Origin of the sequence: Sphingobacterium sp. lm-10 (genome assembly GCF_023554555.1) — a bacterium.
GTDB lineage: Bacteria > Bacteroidota > Bacteroidia > Sphingobacteriales > Sphingobacteriaceae > Sphingobacterium.
The window spans coordinates 1,866,086-1,891,062 of sequence record NZ_JAMJWC010000001.1; the positions used below are offsets into that span (position 1 = coordinate 1,866,086).

General features: G+C 43.4%; 17 protein-coding genes. 11 read left to right on the forward strand and 6 right to left on the reverse strand.

Going from position 1 to position 24,977, the window contains the following annotated elements; all coding sequences use genetic code 11:
* Window positions 1–43 precede the first annotated feature (43 nt).
* Window positions 44–1,327 carry a sensor histidine kinase gene (locus M8998_RS07650; protein WP_249991968.1) on the reverse strand — a complete coding sequence of 428 codons (1,284 nt, stop codon included), beginning with the start codon at window positions 1,325–1,327 and terminating at the stop codon, window positions 44–46.
* Window positions 1,328–1,495: 168 nt separating this feature from the next.
* On the opposite strand from M8998_RS07650, the gene M8998_RS07655 reads away from it, so the two are divergent.
* Window positions 1,496–1,801 carry a hypothetical protein gene (locus tag M8998_RS07655; protein ID WP_249991970.1) on the forward strand — a complete coding sequence of 102 codons (306 nt, stop codon included), beginning with the start codon at window positions 1,496–1,498 and terminating at the stop codon, window positions 1,799–1,801.
* 158 nt (window positions 1,802–1,959) lie between these two features.
* Here M8998_RS07655 and M8998_RS07660 read toward each other — a convergent pair whose 3' ends face one another.
* The 3 genes from M8998_RS07660 to glmM all read right to left on the reverse strand — a co-directional run bounded on the left by M8998_RS07660 (window position 1,960) and on the right by glmM (window position 8,518).
* Window positions 1,960–3,387, reverse strand: coding sequence for a RagB/SusD family nutrient uptake outer membrane protein (locus M8998_RS07660; RefSeq protein ID WP_249991972.1), 1,428 nt, complete (start codon window positions 3,385–3,387; stop codon window positions 1,960–1,962).
* A gap of 22 nt (window positions 3,388–3,409) precedes the next feature.
* Window positions 3,410–6,880, reverse strand: coding sequence for a SusC/RagA family TonB-linked outer membrane protein (locus tag M8998_RS07665; RefSeq protein ID WP_249991974.1), 3,471 nt, complete (start codon window positions 6,878–6,880; stop codon window positions 3,410–3,412).
* A gap of 255 nt (window positions 6,881–7,135) precedes the next feature.
* Window positions 7,136–8,518, reverse strand: a complete 1,383-nt coding sequence (gene glmM, locus M8998_RS07670; protein ID WP_249991975.1) for a phosphoglucosamine mutase — start codon at window positions 8,516–8,518, stop codon at window positions 7,136–7,138.
* 198 nt (window positions 8,519–8,716) lie between these two features.
* On the opposite strand from glmM, the gene M8998_RS07675 reads away from it, so the two are divergent.
* Window positions 8,717–9,319: a phosphatase PAP2 family protein gene (locus M8998_RS07675; RefSeq protein WP_249991976.1), complete on the forward strand. Its 603-nt coding sequence runs from the start codon at window positions 8,717–8,719 to the stop codon at window positions 9,317–9,319.
* Entirely contained in the window at window positions 9,316–10,131 is an 816-nt protein-coding gene (locus tag M8998_RS07680) for a ZIP family metal transporter (RefSeq protein ID WP_249991977.1), read from the forward strand. Before M8998_RS07675 ends, M8998_RS07680 begins: the two co-directional genes overlap by 4 nt.
* Here the strand turns inward: M8998_RS07680 and M8998_RS07685 are convergent.
* The gene (locus M8998_RS07685) at window positions 10,128–10,592 is read right to left on the reverse strand and encodes a MarR family winged helix-turn-helix transcriptional regulator (protein ID WP_249991978.1); all 465 of its coding nucleotides are present in this window, start codon (window positions 10,590–10,592) and stop codon (window positions 10,128–10,130) included. The two genes, M8998_RS07680 and M8998_RS07685, sit on opposite strands and share 4 nt — an antisense overlap.
* A 100-nt stretch (window positions 10,593–10,692) precedes the next feature.
* On the opposite strand from M8998_RS07685, the gene M8998_RS07690 reads away from it, so the two are divergent.
* From M8998_RS07690 to M8998_RS07700, 4 genes are read left to right on the forward strand one after another with little or no spacing between them, the layout of a single operon-like run.
* Window positions 10,693–10,932, forward strand: a complete 240-nt coding sequence (locus M8998_RS07690; protein ID WP_249991979.1) for a FeoA family protein — start codon at window positions 10,693–10,695, stop codon at window positions 10,930–10,932.
* A complete protein-coding gene (feoB, locus tag M8998_RS07695) occupies window positions 10,932–13,034 on the forward strand; it encodes a ferrous iron transport protein B (RefSeq protein ID WP_249991980.1) in 2,103 nt (700 codons plus the stop codon). Before M8998_RS07690 ends, feoB begins: the two co-directional genes overlap by 1 nt.
* Window positions 13,035–13,053: 19 nt before the next feature.
* Window positions 13,054–13,194, forward strand: a complete 141-nt coding sequence (locus M8998_RS16355; protein ID WP_502957356.1) for a FeoB-associated Cys-rich membrane protein — start codon at window positions 13,054–13,056, stop codon at window positions 13,192–13,194.
* 9 nt (window positions 13,195–13,203) lie between these two features.
* Window positions 13,204–14,631: an amino acid permease gene (locus M8998_RS07700; protein ID WP_249991984.1), complete on the forward strand. Its 1,428-nt coding sequence runs from the start codon at window positions 13,204–13,206 to the stop codon at window positions 14,629–14,631.
* 361 nt (window positions 14,632–14,992) lie between these two features.
* Here the strand turns inward: M8998_RS07700 and M8998_RS07705 are convergent, their stop codons facing one another.
* Window positions 14,993–15,631, reverse strand: a complete 639-nt coding sequence (locus M8998_RS07705) for a tetratricopeptide repeat protein (RefSeq protein WP_249991986.1) — start codon at window positions 15,629–15,631, stop codon at window positions 14,993–14,995.
* Window positions 15,632–15,961: 330 nt separating this feature from the next.
* Between M8998_RS07705 and lon the strand changes: the two genes are divergently transcribed.
* The 4 genes from lon (at window position 15,962) to M8998_RS07725 (ending at window position 24,889) form a co-directional block, all read left to right on the forward strand.
* Entirely contained in the window at window positions 15,962–18,439 is a 2,478-nt protein-coding gene (lon, locus tag M8998_RS07710) for an endopeptidase La (RefSeq protein ID WP_249991988.1), read from the forward strand.
* Between the two features lie 395 nt (window positions 18,440–18,834).
* Window positions 18,835–21,852, forward strand: a complete 3,018-nt coding sequence (locus M8998_RS07715; RefSeq protein WP_249991990.1) for a SusC/RagA family TonB-linked outer membrane protein — start codon at window positions 18,835–18,837, stop codon at window positions 21,850–21,852.
* 22 nt (window positions 21,853–21,874) lie between these two features.
* On the forward strand, window positions 21,875–23,359 hold the full coding sequence (locus M8998_RS07720) for a RagB/SusD family nutrient uptake outer membrane protein (RefSeq protein WP_249991992.1): 1,485 nt from the start codon (window positions 21,875–21,877) through the stop codon (window positions 23,357–23,359).
* Between the two features lie 33 nt (window positions 23,360–23,392).
* Complete coding sequence (locus M8998_RS07725; protein ID WP_249991993.1) at window positions 23,393–24,889, forward strand: DUF4886 domain-containing protein; 1,497 nt, start codon at window positions 23,393–23,395, stop codon at window positions 24,887–24,889.
* Window positions 24,890–24,977: the final 88 nt, after the last annotated feature.

The window sequence follows — 24,977 nt, forward strand, 5'->3', positions numbered from 1 at the left end:
TCATGTTTTTTCGCCACAAAACCCAATGTTGATTTTCTAATGCTTATCCATCCAGCAAAATAGGAAAACCAACTGTAAACCGACTACCGCTGCCAAGCACGCTATCCACGTGCACGATGCCGTTATTATGTTTGATCAATTCACTGCAAAGTAGCAAACCAAGCCCAGCACCAGGCTCATTATCGGTCCCTACAGAACGCTGCTGAATGGTATGGAACAAATATTCTGCCTGATCTTTATGCATTCCTATACCGCTATCCGTAACATGAATAAATCCGTACCCCAAATCGTGGGAAACCGAAATTTTTATGACACTATTTGTATGACTAAATTTAACAGCATTGCTTAGTAGATTTCGTAGAATGATTATGAGGTGATCTCGATCCACATATACATGAAAAACTTTATCGATCTCCACCAAAAGCTCAATTCCTTTCATATCACAAGCTGATTTAAAAACAAGCACTAGTGTTTCTATAACATCTGCAACACGAGTAGTCACGCTAGGTTTAGGCACTCCGAGCATGCTGCGACTACTCCAGCTCAAGATATCATCCAACACTTCTTTCTGCTTCGCAATTTGTCGTTGTAGCTGTAGAATGTATTCTTCGGATACGGCGCCGTCGATCACTTGTTTATGCAGCAAATGCACCATCCCATCCAACGTAGACAGCGGACTCCGAATATCATGTGCTACAATGGAAAAAATACGTTCCTTATCATGATTGAGCAATTGTAGTTTTTGCCGCTGCTCTTCTATCAGCATCATGTTATTGTAGATAATATTTTTGAAGAAGTGCACCGCTATAACAATGAAAACGAGAGAACTAATCGTGTTGATTAATACCCGACTTTGGGGCACATGGTTGGTGAACAACACTTCTTTTGGAAATAGTTTGATAGAAACGATGCCTGCTATCACTAAAATACCGACAGACCATTGTACAACGCGACTATCGTACAACAGCATGCAAACAATCATGATGCAGAGCAGGAAATTCTCACCGGCATTACCATAGAATAGCGCTCCAAAGTAGAAGAAAAAAAAGCTCACCCCCAACAAGATGATTTTAGCCAACTCCTGCCGTTTATAGTGTTGAAGAAATAAAACAGAAAGACAAAAAAGGGAGTTGGCCATGTTGATCAATGACAAGAAATAACGGCCTTCGAAAAAATTGACGATGGAGAAAAAAAACATAGCAGGTACGCAGCTAATGGCAATCAGGTTTACCATATGCACACGCTTAATCTCCATATAAGTCATTTGAGGATCGACCCCCAGATGAGAAAGAGCTCGCCAAAGGCGAGAAAACGTCATCTTATCCATAATTCCAACGGGCAAAAATAGCTAATATTACTATATATTATCTATCCAAAATCAATGATCATTCAAAACTCGTATAAAGTAATGTAGCCAGCAAGCCCGGTGTCTCTATGTACCTTATACGAAAACATATTGAGGTCATGGTCGTTGTACATAATAAACGGAGAAGCCATGAAAAAAGAGATCAATATTAACGTCGCCTCATTTTACGAATCAGACTACAAACAGCTTTCGTGGAGTATCGAAGGCAGCAGCCAATCTGGCACCTCGACCTTAGATGAACAGCACTACGACAAAATTGCTATCAGCAATGCGGTAGAAAAGCATTTACAACAGATTAGTAAATCACTGCCGGAAGGAGACAATTTCAGTGATTACGAGATGTCTTTACTTTTCGAGGATGGCTTAGAGGCTGCACAGAAAGAAGAGTTTACTGCCGCATTTAATGATTCCAATACGCGAGATGAATCATTTTAAAATGAAATAAAATCAGAGATATGACTATTACATCATTAAGCCGCCTGCTGTTGGAGCAGGCGGCTTAATGATGTAATTTATATTTGTACAATAGCGCTATCACACTAATTAATATTCACAAACGATCTACCGGTTAAAGATACATGATAAGCTAAATTTTATGCGGGATTGTAACCTGGATTTTGCACCAAGGTACGATCTACCTGAAATTGTGCCGCTGGAATAGGATAGATAAAATAGCGTTCATCTGTTAGTGTACTATATTTTGTGAGTGCTAAACCTGTCCTACAATAGTCAAACCAGGTCTCTCCTTCAAACATCAGCTCCTTTTCTTTCTCTTCCTGAATCGCGATAATGTAAGCGGCAAGACTGGTATATGTGCCTATTGGCTCGGATACACCAGCTCGTGTTTGCACGGCCGATAGTGAGGCGTAAGACGCTGTACTAACGGCGTTATCGATACGAGCACGCGCTTCCGCATGAATCAGGTATATCTCTGCCAGGCGGATAATGGTAAAGTTTTGAGTTGCTGGCACGAGGTTAGGGTACTTAGCAATGTACCAGCGATCGGTCAAGCCTGTCCGAGTGCCCAGCCAAACGGTTGCCGCCCTACGTAGATCCAAAGAATCATATAAGTTAGATACAATATTTCCACGCGCAAAGGTGCGGTTGCCATCGTTATCTCCCATCTCATTGGCCCAGGGGTTGGTAGCTTGTTCTTCAAACTGTAGTTCGAAAATAGATTCTGTCGTATTTTCTGATTGCCAGATATTGATAAAATTATCCACCAGACTAAAAGGCCCATTATTAATGACATCCTCCGCTAATCGAGCGGCCTCCGTGAAATCATTACTAAAAAGGCTGGCATGATACAGCTGAACTTTAGCCAGTAATCCTTTTGCTGCCCAGCGCGAAGCTCTTCCTTTTTCTGCCAGACCTGAACCTGCCGACAAAGGCAAGAGCTCCACTGCCCGATTGAGATCGGCTATAATTAGTTCATAAATTTCTTCTGTATTTGCTTGGGCAACGTATACATCCGTTTCTTCACTGGTAGGTTCTATCTCTAAAGGGACGTTCCCAAATGCCCTCGCCAAAAAGAAGTAATGCAATGCTCTGATAAATCTTGCCTCTCCTTCGTACTGACTTTTTCTTTCATCACTGATTACTGCGGCATCCATCTGCGGAACTAATGCAATAATTCCATTGGCAGCATTGATGGTCGCATAGGTAGCTTGCCACATGTTTGCCAGCCAGATATTGGAAGGCGGCAAGGGCTGAGGTGTGGTACCACCGGCATCCAGAATTCCGTGTGTGGCAAAATTTTCAAATTCTGGAAAACTGCTGACATGCGCCAGGTGATTGGCCGAAAACTCTGGAATCATTAATATCGCTTGCCCATAGGAAAAGCTGTTCATCATCGAGCGGTACATGCCGCTAACCGCCGCATTGGCACTCTCCTCAGAGGTAAAAATATTATCCGGAGAACGTTGTGCTACAGGCATTCTATCCAGAAAATCGTTGCAGGATGTCGCAAAAGTCGTCAATACAACGGCTAAAAATAAGGGTATGATATAGCTGGTTTTCATATTGTTGAAATCTGGATGTTTGTTAAAATGTTAAATTGATACCTGTTGTAAAAATCCGTGGTTGTGGATAACTACCGTAGTCATATCCATAAATCAGACCTGTGTTAGCACCGCCATGACTAGATGCTACTTCTGGATCATAGCCACGGTACTTAGTGAATACAAAGGCATTCTGTACCGTGAAGTACCAACGCAAGCCTTTAGTACGTAGGCGTGAGTTCAATCCTTCGGAGAATGTGTAACCTAATGTGATATTGCGTAAGCGAAAGAAAGATCCATCTTCTACGAAGCGGTCGGATACAGTTGCATTGTTCAGATCTCCAGGAGATACTCGCGGCACATCGGTAATATCACCTGGCTGGCGCCATCTGTCTACCCAGTCCACTAAACCATTGCTACTATTATTGAAACCCGATAAAGCGGTGAAGAGATTGTAATTGAAGATATCGTTACCGTAAGAGAATTGTCCCATGATGCTAAGATCAATGTTCTTATAATAGAAGTTATTGGTAATTCCGCCAAAGAAATCTGGATTGGGATCGCCAATAACGGTACGGTCGCGGTATTCAGTTGGTAGTACTACGTTTCCGTCTACACCCAAGTAGTCGATCATCCCTGTTTGTGGATTCACACCAATGGTTTGCCAGCCTGAAAACGATCCTAGCGGCAACCCTGGCCGAGCTATATTTAAGTCGCCAACACCACCAAGCATCTCATCCACACCATCTGGCAGAGACAGTACTTTATTGCGGTTAAATGTCATGTTGAAAGAGGTCGTCCACCGGAAATCACCTACTAAGTTGCGGGAAGTCAATTCAAACTCAAAACCCTTGTTTTCGATCTCTCCAAAATTGGTAAAACGGTTGGTAAAGCCCAAGCTATGGCGTACCGGAACACTGATCAACAGGTCTGACGTGCGCTTGTAATAATAGTCTGCCAAGACAGAAATGCGGTTATTAAACAAACTAAAATCCACGCCGATATCTGTCTGCGTAGTGGTTTCCCACTTCAACTGCGTATCTCCCAGAATATTCGGTATGAAACCTGGAGAACCTATGTAGTTATTGCCGGCAGAATAGAGTGTGTAGCTAGCGTAGTTTCCAATATTCTGGTTACCCGTCTTTCCCCAGCTGGCGCGAAGTTTCAAATCACTCAGCGTTTGCGAATCCTTTAGAAAATCCTCTTCGGAAATACGCCATGCGGCAGCGAACGCTGGAAATACTGCCCAGCGGTTGTCGGCACCAAAGCGCGAAGAGCCATCCCATCGAATATTTGCATTTAGGATATACCTATCTTGTAACACATAATTAACACGTCCGAATCCAGAAGCAATAGCCCACTCTTCAGGAAAGGCATTTGCACCAGTAATAATTCCGCCTGCCACAATTTGATTGACATCGTTGTCCACAAAGTTGGATCGCTGTCCGTGCACAAATTCCAAACGGGACTCTTGCAGTGAAAAACCAGCCAAAGCATTGATATGATGATCACCATATTGCTTATCGAAAGTTAACGTAGTTTCATTAATCCAGAGCTGATCGCGGGTATTACGCCGCGCACCGACGCCGCGTTGAGCCGTGAACGCACGCAAACCCGTAGGTGGCATAAAAAACGTTTCATCTATAAAACTCACATCCACTCCGAAACGCGTCATTAGAGTTAAAGAAGGGATGAAGTTATAATCAACCTGTCCATTGGCCAGAATTCTAAATGTTTGCGCTTCATTGGTAGGGAGTTGTAGCATGGCTACCGGATTCTCTCGAGAAGTGATCACTTCATCGTATACATATCTGCCCGCTTCGTCGAAGACAGGTAGGTTTGGTGGAGATACAAATCCACTTTTGGTGGCTCCTTCACGGGAGTTTTCTTCTTGCACACGAAGGTTCATCGCTCGGGTTACATTCACGGCAGTAGAAAAACGCAGTTTGTCATTGTGCTGGTGATCCAGATTTAAGCGTCCGCTTAACCTGTTAAAGTCCGAGTAAAGTAGGGTACCGCCCTGGCGCATGTATCCAAAGGAAGTATAGTATTGTGTTCGTTCGCTGCCACCCCTGGAAGAAATTTCATAATTACGTGTAGGTGCCGTTCGGAAGATTTCATCTTGCCAATTGGTATTTATATTAGAATTACTGAGTATCTGTTCTGGAATAGTGACGACAGCATTAGGATCCAGCACTTGTGCTTGCCGCTGCAATTGTGCATAAAAGTCACGCATATAATCCTGATACTGACTGGTATTCATCATATCATAATAGCGTTCACGTGGAACTTGCGAGAAACCTTCGTACATATTAAAACTAAATTCACTGGTACCGGCGGTACCTTTCTTAGTCGTAATCAATACCACACCATTTGCCGCTCTTGCACCGTAGATGGATGAGGAGGCGGCGTCTTTTAGAATTTCCACGGATTGTACATCCGAAGGATTGATGGACGCTAAGATATTGATCCCCTGAGTACCACCACCAAAATCGAATGTAGACCCACCTGTAAAGTTCGTGGTACTATTGACAGGAATACCATCTACCACATATAATGGATCTGAGCTGGCGTTGATCGAAGTAGTACCACGCACCCGGATATTTAGTCCACCACCCGGCGATCCGGATTTTTGCGTAACCTGTACACCTCCCGCTTTTCCTTGTATTGCTTGAGAGATACTCGGTAAAACTTCATTTTCTATCTCATCAGACCCGATGCTGGAAACTGCTGTTGGCAAGGTTTCTCGGCGCATCGTACCATATCCCACAGCGACGACATTCACCGATTCAATGGTGTTAGTCTCTGGCGTCATGACGACTTGAATAGTAGCACGATCACCTACAGGCTGCCGCACAGGTTGGAAACCTAAAGAGGTGAATTCCAAAATTTGCTCGCTACTCGCGGTTAATTGAAAACGCCCCTCGCTATCGGTTGATACCGTGTTAGAAGTACCCTGCACTTGTACACTAACACCACCGAGTGGGCCAGAGGGCCCTGATACAACGCCGCTTCTGCTGGAACCAGCAATGACGGTATCTGTCGCAGCAACTGGTGTAGATACCCTAGTGCTATCCTCGGATTGTGCGGCTACTGCGCTGACGGTATCTGTCACATTTCGGATGCTGTCTGCTCGTGCTTCTGCGGCTAATTGCTCTGCGGCAGCGGTAACAGTCAAGGCAAAATCGAGCTGTCTTTGGTTGTTTATGAACACCTCCTTTACTGCGTAGGGAGATTTTAACACTAGCAAAGCACCATTAGGGTTGGCGTCGATTTTAAACTCACCTGCGGCATTGGAAGTAACTGAATTGGAGGTCCCTTTTTCAGTGATTACTGCTCCGGCGATAGCCATACCTACGGAATCTGTTATTTTTCCCTGTACCTGAATTGAATCTGCCAAAACAGTCGACCCGAGCGGAGGTAAGGCATGAGCATGTAGTGTATTGAAGGCCCACACAAAAATGCAGGTCAATAGAATGATGGGATAGCTGTGTTTCGCCATGGTTCGTTTCATAATCTGTAGTGCGTGTCTGAACGGAGGTGGTAATGGGTATTGCTACTTTATTATTCTGAAATATCCTAATGGATGTTCAGAGGTCCTCTCGACTATATCTAAATTGTTACGTTAGTATGTTTTCCTATCACCTAACCAATTAACAATTACTTTGTTTGATTTTTTCGCATAAAAAAACACCTGAACCGAGCGAGGTGTGCTCCGTGCAGGTGTATGATAAAATTAGCCCTGAAGAAGGCCAATCCCTAAAAAAATTTATGCAATAATAGCATGGATCTCGTTGATGATTTTTTGCGCAATAGCCTCAGCTGATTCTTTGGTCGCCCCTTCGCTATAAATCCGAATAATCGGCTCTGTATTAGATTTGCGCAAATGCACCCACTCCTGCTCGAAATCAATCTTTAAACCATCAATGGTACTGTGCGTTTCGTGTGCATATTTTTCTTGCATATTTGCGAGCAACCCATCAATATCAAGCCCTGGTGTTAACGTGATTTTATTTTTAGACATATAATATTGTGGCAACGAAGCGCGGTAAGCAGAAGGTTTCTGTTGCAATTGAGCCAAATGTGTGAGGAACAGAGCTACCCCCACCAACGCATCCCTACCGTAATGCGAATCCGGATAAATAATACCACCGTTTCCTTCTCCTCCGATCACCGCATTTACTTCTTTCATTTTGGAAACCACATTTACCTCCCCAACCGCAGCAGCATAATATTGTCCGCCATGACGAAGGGTTACATCTCTTAACGCACGCGTAGAAGATAAATTGGAAACCGTATTGCCCGGTTGTTTTGACAAAATATAATCAGCTACAGCAACTAAGGTGTACTCCTCTCCAAACAATTCACCATCTTCCATCATGAATACCAGGCGATCTACATCTGGATCTACAGCGATTCCTAAATCAGCATTTTGCTCAGTCACTGTTTGAGACAGATCGACCAAATGCTCCTTTAGTGGCTCCGGATTATGTGGAAACTCTCCATTTGGCGTACAATGAATCGGATAGATGGTATGTACTCGCAATGCTTCTAACAGCGCCGGGATGTAAATTCCGCCGGAGCTATTTACCGCATCGACTGCCACCTTAAAATTGGCTTGGCGAATAGCATCTGCATCTACCAGCGGCAACGCTAGCACAGCATCAATATGTTTTTTCAGGTAACTATCGTCTGCACGCACATGACCTAACTGGTTATATTCCGCAAAATCGAACTCCAGACTTTCTCCCAAAGAAAGCACTTCCTGTCCTTCTACATCATTTATAAATTCACCTTGTGCATTCAATAATTTTAAAGCATTCCATTGGCCAGGGTTATGAGAAGCGGTCAGGATGATGCCTCCAGCAGCAGATTCCAATGGCACCGCCAACTCTACTGTTGGTGTAGTAGATAAACCAAGATCTACCACATCTACCCCGATGCTTTGCAGAGTACCAATAACCAATCTGGCGACCATATCTCCGGAGACGCGTGCATCTCTTCCGACTACAATCGTGCGTGATGTACTGTTTTGGATAATAATCTTACCAAAAGCTGCTGTAAACTTTACAATATCAATCGGTGTAAGGTTATCTCCCGCCCTACCGCCGATAGTACCTCGTATTCCCGATATAGACTTTATTAATGTCATACGTAATTAAATAAGTTTTAGGGCTAAAATACACGAAATATTCCTACAAACTGAAACTTTAATTTTGAAATTCGAATTGTCGGAGTATCTTTGTCGCAACATTGTTTCATTTGAAGCCCAAAAGGTAAATTGCAATGAAATATTTTATAGATTTGGATCCTTATAGATCCAGCTACTATCTGTGAAATTGTTATCATTATGCTTGAAAGAATCATACAAATAGATCAAGAAGTTTTTCTGATGTTCAATCAGGGCGCCAGCAATCCAGTTTTCGACTGGCTATTGCCGATCCTGCGAAACCCTTTTACCTGGGCGCCGCTCTATTTATTCCTGGTTATATTTTTCATCAAACACTATGGCAAGATGGGGATCCTGATTGTCGCAATGACTTTAGTAAACTTTGGTATATCGGACGGGGTATCCTCTCACTTGATTAAGAAAACGGTGAAACGCGTACGCCCCTGTAACGACGAAACATTTAAAGAGAGTATTAATCTGAGGGTACGTTGTAGCGGTGGTTATAGCTTTACATCCTCACATGCCACCAATCACTTTGCCATGGCTTTCTTTTGGATTGTCTTGTTTCGCCGACGCTGGAAACACATTTTTTGGTTAGGCTTTCTGTGGGCATTTATGATTTCTATTTCTCAGGTCTATGTAGGCGTACATTACCCCTTAGATATTCTTTTTGGGGCACTATTAGGCACGGGCATTGGAGTACTCAATGGCTACCTATTTCATCGCTTTTTCCCCACGTTTCTTACGCCTAAACAGCAAAATACAGTAACTACATCTATATGAGTCCGGCATCTATTGTCTCTATTCTTTTTATCTCCGCCTTTGCAGCTGGGATCAGTGTGTTTTTCGTGAAGAGAGACAATGCACAGTTTTTAAAACTAATATTATCTTTTAGTGGTGCTTATTTATTTGCCATCACCGTATTGCATCTGATACCACATGCTTACATGGGCGGGCAGACTGCACCAGAGATTATCGGACTATATATTTTAGGAGGATTTATTTTTCAGCTGCTGTTGGAGCAATTTTCACAAGGCATCGAGCATGGGCACATACATCAGCATGATTACAAAATATTTCCGTTAGGAATTTTGATAAGTTTGTGTTTACACGCCTTTTTGGAAGGAATGCCGCTTGTGGCGGGTCATCAGAATCAATTGGTATTTGGCATTGCGATTCACCATGTGCCTGCGGCCTTTGCTTTAGGAAGCTTATTATTGAATACCAACTTATCCAGAGCAAAAATCATGTTGTATCTCGGTATCTTCGCCGCCATGACGCCACTTGGCTTTATGACTAGCAAGACCATCAGTTCGGGGGGTGTTGGAGAGATTTCACAGCATTTCGATAAATTGATGGCTATCGTTATTGGTATATTTTTGCATATTTCTACTACGATACTTTTTGAATCCGGCTCTGCAGATCATCACAAATTCAACCGCAAGAAGCTGATTGCCATCATTGTGGGCATATTGGTATCACTGGCTAATTTCTTATTTGATGGTCATGATCACTCGCTTCACGGCCAGGATGGCCATGAAGGACACCAGCATGAGCATCACGATCATCACGAAGGACATGACCACGTCCATTAGGGCATATCCTTACCCCGAAACTTATCGAGCAATTTATTGAGTTCTAAGCACTGCTTTTCGGTTAGATTATGCGGGAGCACGTCAACCAGCATCATCTGATCTTCAATCTCTTCCAGAAGATCTAATCCCTTTTGGGTAATCAGGAGGTCTACCGCACGTTTATCTTTTTCGCACGACGTGCGAGAGACCAATTTTTTTGCTATAATTCTATCAATCAATCGTGAAATATCGGAAGTCTTAGTGAGCATACGTTCACGTAAAAGTGAATTCTTTACAGGCAAGGGGTATTGTCCACGCAGAATACGTAACACATTAAATTGCTGTAGCGTCAGATCATGCTTACTCGCACGCTCTTCTAGCAGATTGGTCAACCAATTGTGGGTATACACGATATTGATTGTGGCCTTATGCCACTCGCTGCTAAACTTCTTAGCCTGAATCTTATCTTCCAATCTTGCCATAGTTAGATTATATATACGTGATTTAAAATAGCAAATAGTGGGCATTTATTTATATTTGCATAGGTAGTCTGCCATTCACGAAGTACTAAAATAACAAAAAATGCAAAAGAATGTTAATCTGGGAAGTTTAATTTCTGGTGAAAGAGCAAAAATAAGTCAGTTAGACACCGAGTCTTTACCCGCTAAATTTTATGAGTTGGGCTTTGTACCTGGCGCGCTGATTGAGATAAAACACAAAGCACCATTTCACGGACCTATCTGTATCAATATTATCGCGAATAACACACTTATTGCATTACGCAAATCGGAAGCATTACGCATTACTGCAGAAAGAATATAATGAAGAAAAAAGTCATCGCTTTACTTGGGAATCCAAACGTAGGGAAAACCTCTCTATTCAACCGATTGACCAAATTAAATCAAAAAGTTGGAAATTACCCTGGTGTTACTGTCGAGAAAAGAGAGGGTACACTGGTTCATCAAGACAAAAAGTATCAGATTGTAGACTTACCCGGTACCTATACCATTTATCCCAACTCTTTGGACGAAGAAGTGGTGTATGATACACTCTCCGATCCAAATGGACCGTATTATCCCGACTTAGTAGTGGTTGTTGCAGAACCAGCGACTCTGAAACGTGCTATCGTGTTGTATCAGCAGGTTAGAGAGATGGGATTGCCCGCCATTTTCGTGTTAAATATGGTCGATGAAATGGTCGAGAAGGGCATAAGTATTGATTTTGAAGCATTACGGCAACTTCTCCGCACAGACATATATCAGACGAATGCCCGAACGGGTAAAGGTATTCCTGAATTGATCGAAGGCTTAGACAATGAGCCGTCTTTGTATATCAGTTCTTTTCAAGTACCTGCAAAATATGCGACTGCACTAACGGAAGCAAAAAGACTTTTCCCGCTAGCAAAAGAGTATGGAACTTGGCTCTATCTGGCGAAAGAAAACTCTAAAGCACTGACTAGCGATCAACGAACGGCTATTCTACAAATCCGTCAGCAGCACTCGATTGCAGCACAACAACTGCAACGAGACGAATCGCTGATTCGTAATCAAGAATTAGAACAGGCACTAGAGCCTATCGTAACGCGTGGCGAAAGTAAAGCATTAAAAACTACCGATCAAATTGACAGGTTCTTAATGCATCCTCTGGTAGGTTACGCGATTTTCCTAGGAATTTTGTTACTGATCTTTCAAGCAATATTTGCCTGGTCGGCACCATTAATGGATTGGATCGACAATACCTTTAGTGACTTCGCGGCCTACCTGAGCGTACAGCTTCCGGAAGGGCCTTTGAGTTCACTACTTACTGATGGCATCGTGACCGGTATTGGTGGCATCGTCATCTTTCTTCCACAAATTGTTATCTTGTTTATTTTCATTTCATTCATGGAGGAAACCGGCTACATGAGCCGGGTCGTATTCCTAATGGATCGATGGCTTCGCCCATTCGGACTCAACGGGAAATCAGTGATTCCTTTGATGTCTGGAGCCGCCTGCGCAATTCCGGCGGTCATGTCGGCTCGAAATATTGAGAATCCGAAAGAACGCTTACTAACCATGTTGGTCACTCCTTTCATGACTTGTTCTGCAAGACTTCCAATTTACATCGTAATTATTGGATTGGTAATTCCCGAAGGAACTTTCTTAGGATTTAATATCCAAGGCTTAGTATTGTTTGGACTATACTTACTAGGCATTGTCAGTGCCTTGGCTTCGGCCTGGTTACTGAACATCTTTATTAAAAGTGTTCATAAAAGTTATCTCGTATTCGAAATCCCTACGTACAAAGTTCCGGATTGGAAGAATGTAGTGACGAATGTATGGGAAAAATCATCTGGCTTCCTAATCGGTGCTGGTAAAATCATTCTTGCTATTTCTATTATTCTTTGGGTTTTAGGAAACTTTGGACCGAATGATCGTTTTTACGACGCAGAAAGTTATGTAGCAACGGAACAGCCAGAGCTGGAAGGTGAAGAGTTAGAGACAGCCGTAGCGTCTTACCAGTTGGAGCATTCTTTTTTAGGGTATATTGGCATGGGCATCGAACCAATCGTGCGGCCACTCGGTTACGACTGGAAAATGGGTATCGGTCTGATTTCTTCTTTTGCGGCGCGCGAAGTATTTGTAGGGACGATGGCGGTGGTTTATAGTTTGGGCGACGATGTAGACATTGAAGATGACGGGGAGCGCGCGACACTTTTTGAGCGTATGAAAAATGAAACAAACCGCAATACCGGACGCCCTGCATACAACTTTGCGTCGGGCATCTCTTTATTACTCTTTTATGCATTTGCTATGCAATGTATGGCGACAATCGCGGTAGTAAAGAAAGAAACGGGTTCTTGGAAATGGACGCTAATACAACTTGGTTTTATGACCGGAATCGCCTATATTGCAGCATTAGTTGCCTATCAGCTATTAAAATAATGACCAACTATTATTATTTATGATTGTACAATACATTATTATCGGCATCTTATTTTTAATAGCACTCCTCGTAGTAGTTCGTCATGTATTCCCTAAAAAGTCTACTGATGCGGGTTGTGGTGGGAATTGCAAATGTGATACGGGACTTCAGAAGAAATAGCTAACTAACGTGCAAGAACAAAACGACAACCAGCTTAAGCGCGGCTTAAGCAACCGCCATATCCAATTGATTGCGCTAGGGGGCGCTATCGGAACAGGCTTATTTTTAGGTGTTGGCCAAGCGGCCATACTTGCAGGGCCCGCCGTAATCTTAGGATACGGTATTGCCGGAATTATTGCTTTCCTAATTATGCGCCAGCTCGGTGAGATGGTGGTGCACGAACCGGTATCCGGTTCATTTAGTTATTTCGCAAACCGTTATTGGGGATCCTTTGCCGGATTTGCCTCAGGATGGAATTATTGGATACTTTATATTTTGGTCAGTATGGCAGAGTTAACTGCAATTGGTAAATACATGAATTATTGGTGGCCAGAGTTGCCACTATGGGTTTCCAGCCTAGTATTTTTTGTGATAATCAATCTGATCAATTTGGCCTCTGTCAAGATTTATGGAGAAACAGAGTTTTGGTTCTCCATCGTTAAAGTCGTCGCCATCATTGGTATGATTCTTTTCGGCTCTTACCTATTGATTAGCGGTACGGGTGGCGATCAAGCTTCTATCAGCAACTTATACCAAGATGGTGGATTTTTCCCCAAAGGTCTCATCGCGCAGCTGCCGGACGGATCCTATGAAGGTTTGCTGGTCGCCCTAGTCGTGATTATGTTCTCTTTTGGGGGATTGGAATTGGTGGGCATTACCGCTGCCGAGGCAGAGAATCCCGAAAAAAATATTCCAAAAGCAACGAATCAGGTTTTGTTTCGGATCCTTATTTTCTATATCGGAGCATTAGTGATCTTGTTCTCTTTGCTCCCTTGGCAGCAGATCGATCGAGATACCAGTCCATTTGTAACGGTATTTGCTTCATTGGATGCCATGAAATTCAGCTTCTTTGGCCATATGGTTTCTTTTTCGAACCTAATTGCTAACGCGCTTAATATGATTGTGTTGACTGCAGCATTGTCGGTATACAACAGCTGTGTATACAGCAATTCTCGCATGCTTTATGGCCTGGCCAAACAAGGGAATGCTCCCAAATTTTTGACTAAACTCAATAAGAGCCACTCTCCGATCAATGCAATTCTGGTGTCAGCGATATTTGTCGCTGTTACGGTATTGATTAACAAATTGATTCCAGAACAGGCTTTGGAAATTCTGATGTCCTTGGTGGTATCCGCATTGGTCATTAACTGGATCATGATCACGCTGACGCACATATTCTTTCGGAAAGAAATGAAAAAGCAGCAAACCGTTACCCGGTTTCCGACCATCTTTTACCCGTTTACCAATTACTTATCTCTTATATTTCTAAGTGGGGTATTGGTGATGATGTGCTTCACCGTGTTCAAAATCTCTGTATTCCTGATGCCAGTATGGATCTTAATCCTCTGGATCTGCTATCGATTTATTGTACAAAGAAAATCGAAGGTACAACAGTAATTACTTTCAGATTGTGTTGAAACTCTCCTAATCAGGAGGTACGACAAAGCAATCTATTTAATTTACAGCTATAGAAAAAGATTGCCACAGCCTTCGTGCCTCGGCTTCGCAAGGACGTCCACTCTCATTCAAGGAATTGAGCGCAAAACAACCACTGAAGACAAACCGTGCTATTAAAAACCTTCGTCATTGCGCGGAGGTACGACAAAGCAATCTATCTAAATTACAGCTATAGAAAAAGATTGCCACAGCCTTCGTGCCTCGGCTTCGCAAGGACGTGGCAAATAAAAAGAAAAAGTGCCTGATGTGAAACATCGGGGCACTTTAACGTTTATTGGATTTTAATTGTTGACTGGTTGATCTATTTCAAGTTGTCGCGGTATACTTTCGCTTTCTTAACTTCTGTTTGGATGTCTTTGCGTGACGCATCAAACGTTAATACCTTCTCGAAATCCGTTACTGCTTTATTATATGATTCAGCAGCCACTGCTTTATTGTAACCGGCACCTGAATTCCCTCTCAAAATTCCCAAGTCACGGTAAGCTGTACCTCTGTTTTGGTACAATTTTGCGTCTTGCGCGTCCATCGCTATTGCTTTTGTGTAATCAGCGATCGCTGACTCTAGCAAGGCTTGACGTTGCTTCGCATCTATCTTCTCCTCATTATTAACCGCTACTGCATTGTTTGCTTTAGCTTTGTAATAGTAAGCAGACGTATTTTTAGGGTTTAATGCTACTACCTTCGTAAAAGACTCTGCCGCTTTCTTAAAATCTCCATTTTGGAATTGTGCATATCCCAACAAATAGTGTACATCTGCATCCGCTGCTTCTGCAGGCAGAGACTTCTGCAAGTGAGTTATTGCGGTTTTAAAATCTCCACCCATCAAGGCCTTCTCTCCCGCACGTACATTCGGGTTTTTATGTTCTGCTTGCTGTGCTTCCGCCGAGTAAACAGATAATGCAAGCGCTAAGGCTGCCATTCCAATTTTTAATTTTCTCATATTCAATCACTTACTTTAGTTACAAAACACCTTCAAATAAATCCCCTGTATGGAGTAAAAATGTGGCAAATAGTTTAATCGTCCAATCAATATTTATAAACATTTCCACATTCTTCCTATCAGGCATTTAACCATACTTGCAATTCACGTCAATCCGTCTGACATCAGCGCGAACAAAACTGACGATATTGCAGTTATTAGAGAGGGTATAAGCATAAATAGTACCAAAATAAACTTTGGCACTCCGGTTGCAGCATCTGCATTTTACAATTTAAAGATTCGCAGCAGCATTTTCACGAAGACAAGATGTCAGCAAGCGTAAGCTAATATATGAGCAAAGACAACACTTTCGATTTTAATAACGTACTACCTATCATAAACGAAGAAACAGAGTTTTTCCCACTTCTTAGTCAGGAAGATGAGGAAGAAATGAGTAATGCCGATATTCCTGAAGTATTGCCCATTCTTCCATTGCGAAACACCGTATTGTTTCCAGGCGTGGTCATACCGATTACAGTAGGCCGTGATAAATCTATCAAATTAATCAAAGAAGCGTACAAAGGCGATCGCACCATTGGTGTTGTAGCGCAAAAAGATATGACGGTCGAAGACCCTGCCTTCGAAGAATTGAATACGGTAGGTACGGTGGCCAATATCATAAAATTGCTACAGATGCCGGATGGCAACACAACGGTCATCATTCAAGGTAAACAACGCTTCAAATTGAATGCGGTGGTGCAGACAGAACCGTATATGCTGGCGCAAGTAGAGCGTTACGATGAAGAGAAGCCGAAAACCAGTAGTAAAGAGTTCAAAGCGTTGATCTCTTCTATTAAGGAATTGGCTCAGCAGATCATTCAGCTCTCTCCAAACCTTCCAAGTGAAGCAGGCATTGCGATCAAGAACATCGATAGCCCGACGTTCTTGGTAAACTTTATTTCATCCAACCTTTCGCTGGAACTAACCAGTAAGCAAGAATTGTTGGAGAAAGTGGATTTCGTAAAACGTGCGAAATTGCTTTTGGAGCATCTGACTACAGAGATTCAGATGTTGGAGCTGAAGAACCAGATTCAAAACAAAGTGCGTGTCGATCTGGACAAACAGCAGCGAGATTATTTCTTACACCAGCAGCTTAAAACCATCCAGGAGGAATTAGGTGGGAATACCCCAGATCTGGAAATAGATAGCTTGCGAACCCGTTCAAAATCCAAAAAATGGCCGAAGGATGTAGGAACTCATTTCGATAAAGAACTGGAAAAGTTAGCCCGTATCAATCCTGCAGCAGCGGATTATTCCGTACAACTCAATTACTTGGAGTTGCTATTGGAACTTCCATGGCATAGCTATACCAAGGATAATTTTGATTTGTCGCGCGCACAGAAAACGTTGGACAAAGATCATTATGGCTTGGAGAAAGTAAAGCAACGTATTGTAGAATACTTAGCGGTACTCAAGCTAAAAAATGATATGAAAGCGCCAATCTTGTGTTTGGTAGGGCCTCCGGGAGTGGGTAAAACCTCTCTGGGTAAATCCATTGCACGGGCATTGGGCCGTAAATATACACGAATGGCATTGGGTGGCGTACGCGACGAAGCAGAAATAAGAGGCCATCGCAAGACGTACATCGGTGCGATGCCAGGGCGTATCATCCAGTCATTGAAAAAAGCAGGTTCGTCCAACCCAGTATTTGTACTGGATGAGATCGACAAAATTGGCTCCGACTTTAAAGGAGATCCATCGTCCGCACTTTTAGAGGTGTTGGATCCAGAGCAAAACACCAACTTCTATGACCATTATGTGGAAATGGAATACGACCTTTCTAAAGTGATGTTTATCGCGACAGCAAACTCGTTAAGCAGCATTCAACCGGCCTTGCTCGATCGGATGGAAATCATTGAGGTGAATGGTTACACCATTGAAGAGAAAGTAGAAATTGGTAAGAAACACTTGTTGCCGAAACAAAGAGAGATGCATGGCTTGAAAACCAAAGATATCTCTCTGAATGCAAAAACTATTGAAAAAATCATTGAAGAGTATACCCGGGAATCGGGCGTGCGCGGTCTTGAGAAAAAGATAGGTAGTGTAGTACGCGGTATCGCAACGAAAATCGTGATGGAGAAACCCTACCAGACGGCTATTTCTGCTACGCAGGTCGAAGAGATTTTGGGAGCTCCGATTTTTGATAAAGACCTTTATGAAGATAATAGTATTGCCGGAGTAGTCACCGGATTGGCATGGACTGCAGTAGGGGGTGATATTCTGTATATTGAGTCTAGCCTGAGCCGTGGAAAAGGCAAGCTGAGCCTTACCGGAAATTTAGGCGACGTCATGAAAGAATCTGCCGCAATTGCAATGGCATACCTGCGTTCGCATGCGGAAGACTTTGGCATTGACTACCGTATTTTCGACGAATGGGATGTAAATGTCCACGTACCTGCAGGAGCCACACCAAAAGATGGGCCATCGGCCGGAGTAACGATGTTGACCGCCTTGACTTCCTTATTTACGCAACGTAAAATTCGGGAAAAGCTGGCTATGACTGGTGAGATAACGTTGCGAGGTAAAGTATTGCCAGTAGGTGGTATTAAAGAAAAGATTTTAGCGGCAAAGCGTTCTAACATTGATACGATCATCCTGTGCAAATCCAACGAGAAAGATATCTTGGAGATCAAAGAAGATTACATAAAGAACATGAACTTCCATTACGTAAAAGATATGCGCGATGTCATCAAGATTGCACTTCTAGACGAAAAGGTAACACATGCTAAAGACCTGACCTATGTGGGACTAGATCAAAGTAAGAAATAAGAATATTTGCACCGAAAAAGAAGAAGACCCGGCGGAAACGTCGGGTCTTCTTGCTTAGTAAAGGGCTAAATTGGGGTAAAAATGTATACGCTAGTACCCAAAAGACTACATCATCTCCTCTCAAAGCCGCGTGTTATTTCGTTCTTACCATAAATACTCCTTCAAACACTAATTAAATTTATAACTCTGAAAATCAGAATTTTAAAAATAAAATTAGAAACATTACTATCTTGAAAAAATCGTGTGTGTAGTAATGTGAAGCCAATAATACTCCTCATTCGACCTGCTCATGGGGAACATTAGCTAACTACCTACTTATATTTGTTTTGTTGACTGCCATACAGATCAACATACCAATATAAACTAATACAAACCAATAAACCAATAACTATCAAATGAGAACGTTATTCCTATTAACATTCCTAACTTTTTGGGCTTATACCGCTGTGTACGCACAGACCAGACCCATTACAGGTTTGGTCAAAGACGTAGCTACCCATACTCCAATCTCTGGCGCCACCGTTCGCGTAACACGAACAGGTCAGGCTGCACAGACCGATGAGCTAGGTCAATTTACCGTTCAGGCTAGGTCTGGCGATGAATTACAATTCAACTACGTAGGATATACACCCTACACGCTGGTTATTCGCGATCAAACTGCGTTGGAGATTGCATTGACCTCTGCCGAAACTCCCATGGACGAAGTCGTCGTTATCGGCTATGGTACTGCCCAAAAACGCGATCTTACGGGCTCAATCACACAAATTAAAGGATCTGAGATTGTTGACAGGCCCGGCACAAACCCCGTGGCAGGTTTGCAAGGTAAGGTAGCAGGTTTGCAGGTTACTAACTCTGGAAGACCAGGACAGGAACCGGATATCCGCATCCGCGGAACCAATTCCATTAACGCAGTAAAACCATTATACGTAGTAGATGGCTTACTAAATGATAACATCGATTTTCTAAACCCTTCGGATATTGAAAACATTGAAGTGTTAAAAGATCCTTCTTCACTAGCCATCTTTGGTGTACGTGGAGCCAACGGTGTCATTGCGGTAACGACAAAACGCGCACGTAACGGACAATTAAATTTTGAGTTCAGTTCCCGTATCGGTATTAAAGACGTGAATCATCGAATGAAGTTAGCCAACGCCTCCCTATTTAAAGAGTTATATGATGAGCAGCTTTTTAATCAAGGCAACCTGGGTTACGACTATACTAACTGGACTGGCGATACGGATTGGCAGGATCAGATTTTCAGAAATGGTATCATTAATTACAATAACCTCAGTGTAGCCGGTGCCACAGAACGCAATACATTCCGTTTAGGCGTTGGTTATGCACACGATGAGGGTATTATCGCGCACGAAAGACATAAGCAATTTACCTTTAATTTATCCGATGAGCTACGTCTTACAGATAACTTCCGTACAGGTATTGTAATGAACGGTTACCGTGCACAATTGCCTCAAAATAGAGATGTATTCGGCGCTATACTGGCAAGTCCGATTGCACCCGTATACAATGAGGCTTTTGGACTGTATCATAGCCTTCCAGACTTTCAGCGTGCACAAGTTAATAATCCATTGGTATCTATTGAAGATCGTAAAAACACTTTTATTGGCACCAATTATCGTATCGTAACCAATGGCTTCGCGGAGATCGATTTCTTAGAAAATTTCTCCTTCCGTGCCAACCTATCAGCGGACTATGGCTTCAACCAATTTCGTAACTATCAAGGCTTGGTGTCGGTATACAATCCAGATATCCCGGGTGATGACAAGTCGGAGCCCATCGGTAATTTGCTAACAAGTTTGAGTCAGGAACAAAACAAGCATTACAAATATCAGACTGATTGGTTACTGAACTACAAAAACCAAATTAATAAACATAGTATCAATGCTTTGGCCGGATATACAACCTACCTGCAAGGTGTAGAGAGCGTAAGTGCCTCCAGAACCCAAGGGCGAGGTATGGAAATTCCGAACGATCCAAATCAGTGGTACGTAGGTATTGGCGATCCGGAAACTCAAACAGGCAACGGTACAGGATCTGAATTCAGGACAGTATCTTACATGACACGTGCCTTGTATAATTACGATGGAAAATATTTGTTAAATGCATCATTCCGTCGCGATGGTTCTTCCGCCTTTGCAAAAGGGGGTAGGCCATGGCAGAATTTCTATGCCGTAGGTGGTGCATATGTACTTTCCAACGAAGCATTTATGCAAAATCAATCGATGATTGATAATCTTAAATTCAAAGGTTCTTGGGGTTCACTGGGCAATCAGAATGTAGGCGGCAATCGCTATCCTATGTATCCTCAATTAGTAGCCGGAAACTCTGCTGTATTTGGTGATCAACTGATCCCTGCTTATTCTCCGGCCTACATTCCAGATCCTAACTTGACTTGGGAGATCGTTAGTTCATGGGAAGCCGGCTTTGAATTGACAGCATTAAGCAACCGCTTGAACATGGAAGTGGTATATTACAAGAAAGAAACGGATGGCCTATTGGTAACCGTTCCAGGATTATTGGGAAGTGTACCAGGACTTAGCAACCAGGGGAAAATCGAAAACAAAGGATTAGAAGCCTCTGCGAGCTGGAATCAACGCCTCTCTGAAAACTGGACATTCCGCGCCGGCGGTAACATCACGACGGTAAAAAATACAGTGAAAGAACTCGTACGAGATGGGCATGAAATTATCAGCGGCCCTTCACGCACTACAGCAGGATATCCAATTGGCTATTTCTTTGGGCATATTCACGATGGTATCTTCCAGACCCAAACCGAGATTGATCAAAGTCCAACCAATGGATTGGGCGGCGGGCCGTTTATTCCTGGTGATATTCGCTACCGCAACATTACACTTAGCGAAGATTGCAATGAGGTAATCGATGCAAATGACCGCACCATGATCGGAAATCCGACTCCCGATTTTTACTATGGATTATCTTTGGCAACCTCCTATAGGCGTTTTGATTTAAGTATGGAATTTCAAGGCGTATACGGTAATGAAATTATGCGTACGTGGAATCAGAATCAGTTTGCTACTTACAATTTCTTGCAAGATCGTGCCGCACGTTGGAATGGGCCAGGCACCAGCAACTGGGAGCCCATTTTGCATGAGGGCCGTGCTTCAAACCGAGTGTACTCAAGCTATTTTGTGGAGGATGGAAGTTTCTTCCGTTTACGTGACATCACCATTGCTTATACTTTTCCCACAGCAACTGTATCGCGCATGCGCTTGACTAATTTACGTCTATTTTTCAACGCGCAAAACGTGAAAACATGGTCCAACAACACCGGATTCACACCAGAAATCGGTGGCAGTGCGATTTCCTTTGGCGTAGACAACGGCACCTATCCCGTGCCTGCAATCTATACATTCGGCTTAAACCTCAATTTCTAATTTTTTTAAAAACATGTTTAGGATGAAAATCACGATATACACCACCCTACGTCTACTAACGCTGCTAATTTCCACCATCCTACTGGGGAGTTGCGGCACCGATTGGCTGGACATTCAGCCAAAAGGGCGATTTACAGAAGAAGACCTGCCCTCTGGTAATCTGGAAGGACAGGTATTCGCAGCTTATTCTGGCTTGCGCAGCGAAGCAACCAGCGGCTTGCCGTATGTCGCTGCGCACAGCATCCGCGCCGACGATGTTCATTTAGGAAGCAATGCCGGAGATTATGCGGCGGCTGGCCCCATCTACGATGAATTCAACTATCCGCTGCAACACTGGCTAACCAACAGCTACTGGACTGGCCATTATACGCTCATCAACCTAACTAACAATGTTATTGCGGCAGCAGACTCGATTGATAATATCACGGATGTGACAATGACAAATGTTGGCGAGGCCAAATTTATTCGCGCTTGGGCTTATTTCAATCTGGTACGCACCTTTGGTGAAGTCCCGCTGATTGATTTTCGGATCATCGAGCAGGCAGATGCTAACAGACCGAAATCCACTATCGACGCGATCTACCAGTTGATTGATGCCGATCTGGCTCATGCCATCACGCACCTTCCAGACACCTGGCCCAATCATCCTGGGCGAATAACGCGCGGTGCTGCTCATGCGGTCAAAACAAAAACCTTGATGGCCAGACAACGCTATAGTGAAGCACTATCTCATGCACAAGCCGTAATCCAATCTGGTGTGTACGATTTAAATACCCCATATAACATGATTTTTCGAGAAGAAAGTGAGAATAACCGAGAATCCATTTTCGAAATCCAGGCGCTGTTCGATGGTGTTCAAAATTTCGGCGTAACCTATGCTAGTAGACAGGGTGTTCGTGGATCCGGACAATGGGATATGGGTTGGGGATGGAACGTGCCTCACCAGCGATTGATAGATGCATTCGAAGCGGGCGATCCTCGTTTAGAAACCACGGTATTGTACAGCGGACGCACCAATACACCTTATGGTGAAAACCTTCCAGATAACCTACCACGGCCGTACTGGAACAAAAAAGTATATACCAATCCAGCATTACGTGCGAGATATGGTAGCCGAATGGGGCAATGGTTCAATGTGCGTATCATCCGTTATGCCGATATCGTCTTGTTAGCTGCCGAAGCAGCGAATGAAGTCGGTAATACAGATCTAGCGCTGAACTATCTTGAAATGGTTCGTGCACGCGCTAGAGGAACTAATCAGGCAATCCTTCCTGCGATAACCACGCGCGATCAGGAACCATTGCGCCAAAACATAAGACATGAGAGGCAAGTGGAGTTAGGCATGGAAAATGAACGTTTTTACGATTTGATACGCTGGAATGTCGATGTAGCTACGATGCACGCTGCAGGGCATAACAGCTACCAGTTGAGACACCGCTTCTTCCCTATCCCGCAACCGGAAATCGACCGTTCGAATGGCGTTTTGATCCAAAACCCCAATTATTAATCAGCTGATTTATTCAAGCGAAATAAGAATAACATGAAAAAACATAGCATACTTAGTCTATTTGCAGGGCTAACCATGGCGCTGCTAAACATAGGACTTGGCGGTTGCCAAAAGATGGATAGGCCGCAGATGGCCGAAATTATCCCCGATCCGGCAGATGACGGCAGCATCCGTATACTGACCGTTGGAAACAGCTTTTCTGAAGACGCAGTGGAACATCATTTATCCGGACTAGCGCAGGCAGCGGGCATTCCATTGACTATTGGCAACTTGTATATCGCAGGAGCTTCGCTTCTACAACACGAGAATAATATTCGGCAGAATGCCGGCGCCTACAGCTATCGGAAAATAAACAGAACAGGTGAGAAAACAATAACGGCTGGCTACTCCATCGCGCGTGCACTGGCAGATGAAAACTGGACGCACATTAGCTTCCAGCAGGTTAGCCAATTATCTGGGCAGTATCCTACATGGGAAACATCGCTCCCTTTAATCTATGAGTATACAGCACCTCGTGCGAAGAATACGTCCGCAAAATTCCTTTTACACCAAACATGGGCTTATGCCAAAACATCTACACACGATGGTTTTGTGCAGTACAACAGGGATCAAGATGTGATGTATAAAGCGATCGTGGAAGCCGTAGAAAAAGCAAAATCACTAGTACATATCGATCAAGTGGTGCCTGCAGGTACGGCTATTCAAAATCTTCGCACAAGTATCATCGGCGACAATGTCACTTCCGATGGATACCATCTCGATCCCAATATTGGTCGTTATACTGCTGCCTGCACCTGGTTTGAAGCATTAACTGGGCAAAGCGTCATAGGCAATAGTTACATGCCCGCAGGCATGTCTAAGTACGAAGCGGAGATTGCTCAGCAAGCAGCGCACACCGCCTTAGCCACACCACTACAGGTTACCGATATGGTGAATTATAAAGATTGGGGTGGTAGTTTTGATTTTACGCGTCCCATCTACCTGGATTTTGGCCAGTCTGTTGCTGCGAGTGGCTGGAATGGAGTAACCGGATTTATGGCTGGGTTTGCCATCTCCAACTTAAAAGATAGGAATGGTGATTTTACGGGCATTTCATTCAGCATAGATTCCAGATTTAACGGCGTCAATAATAACGGGGTTTTGAATACAAGTACAGGATTTAATATGCCGGAAAGCGTCGCGCGAAACTCACTATTTGGAAATGCTGGGACAGCATTCAACGGGATGGTGGTAGAGAAAAGCATATTGCGCCTATTTGGACTTGACCCTGCCAAATCCTACGACATATGTTATTATGGCTCTCGAGATGCGGTGAACGACAACCGAGAAACAGCCTTCACATCAACCGGAGCAAATGAGGCAACAGTCTATTCCAATACCTCCAGAAATCGTTCGGAAGTAGTTTGTACCAATGGTATTCGTCCGAATGCGAAGGGAGAAATACTTGTTACCGTAGGTGCTGGCCCCAATAATAATAATGCTAATAAATTTTACTATATCTCTGCAATGCGGATTCAACCGGCAACATAACATGCAAATTAGATAAAGAGGTTGAGAAACTAGCGTAATGTAGCATGGGCTAATCTTAATTGGTTAGCCCATTTTGTTGTAATTACTT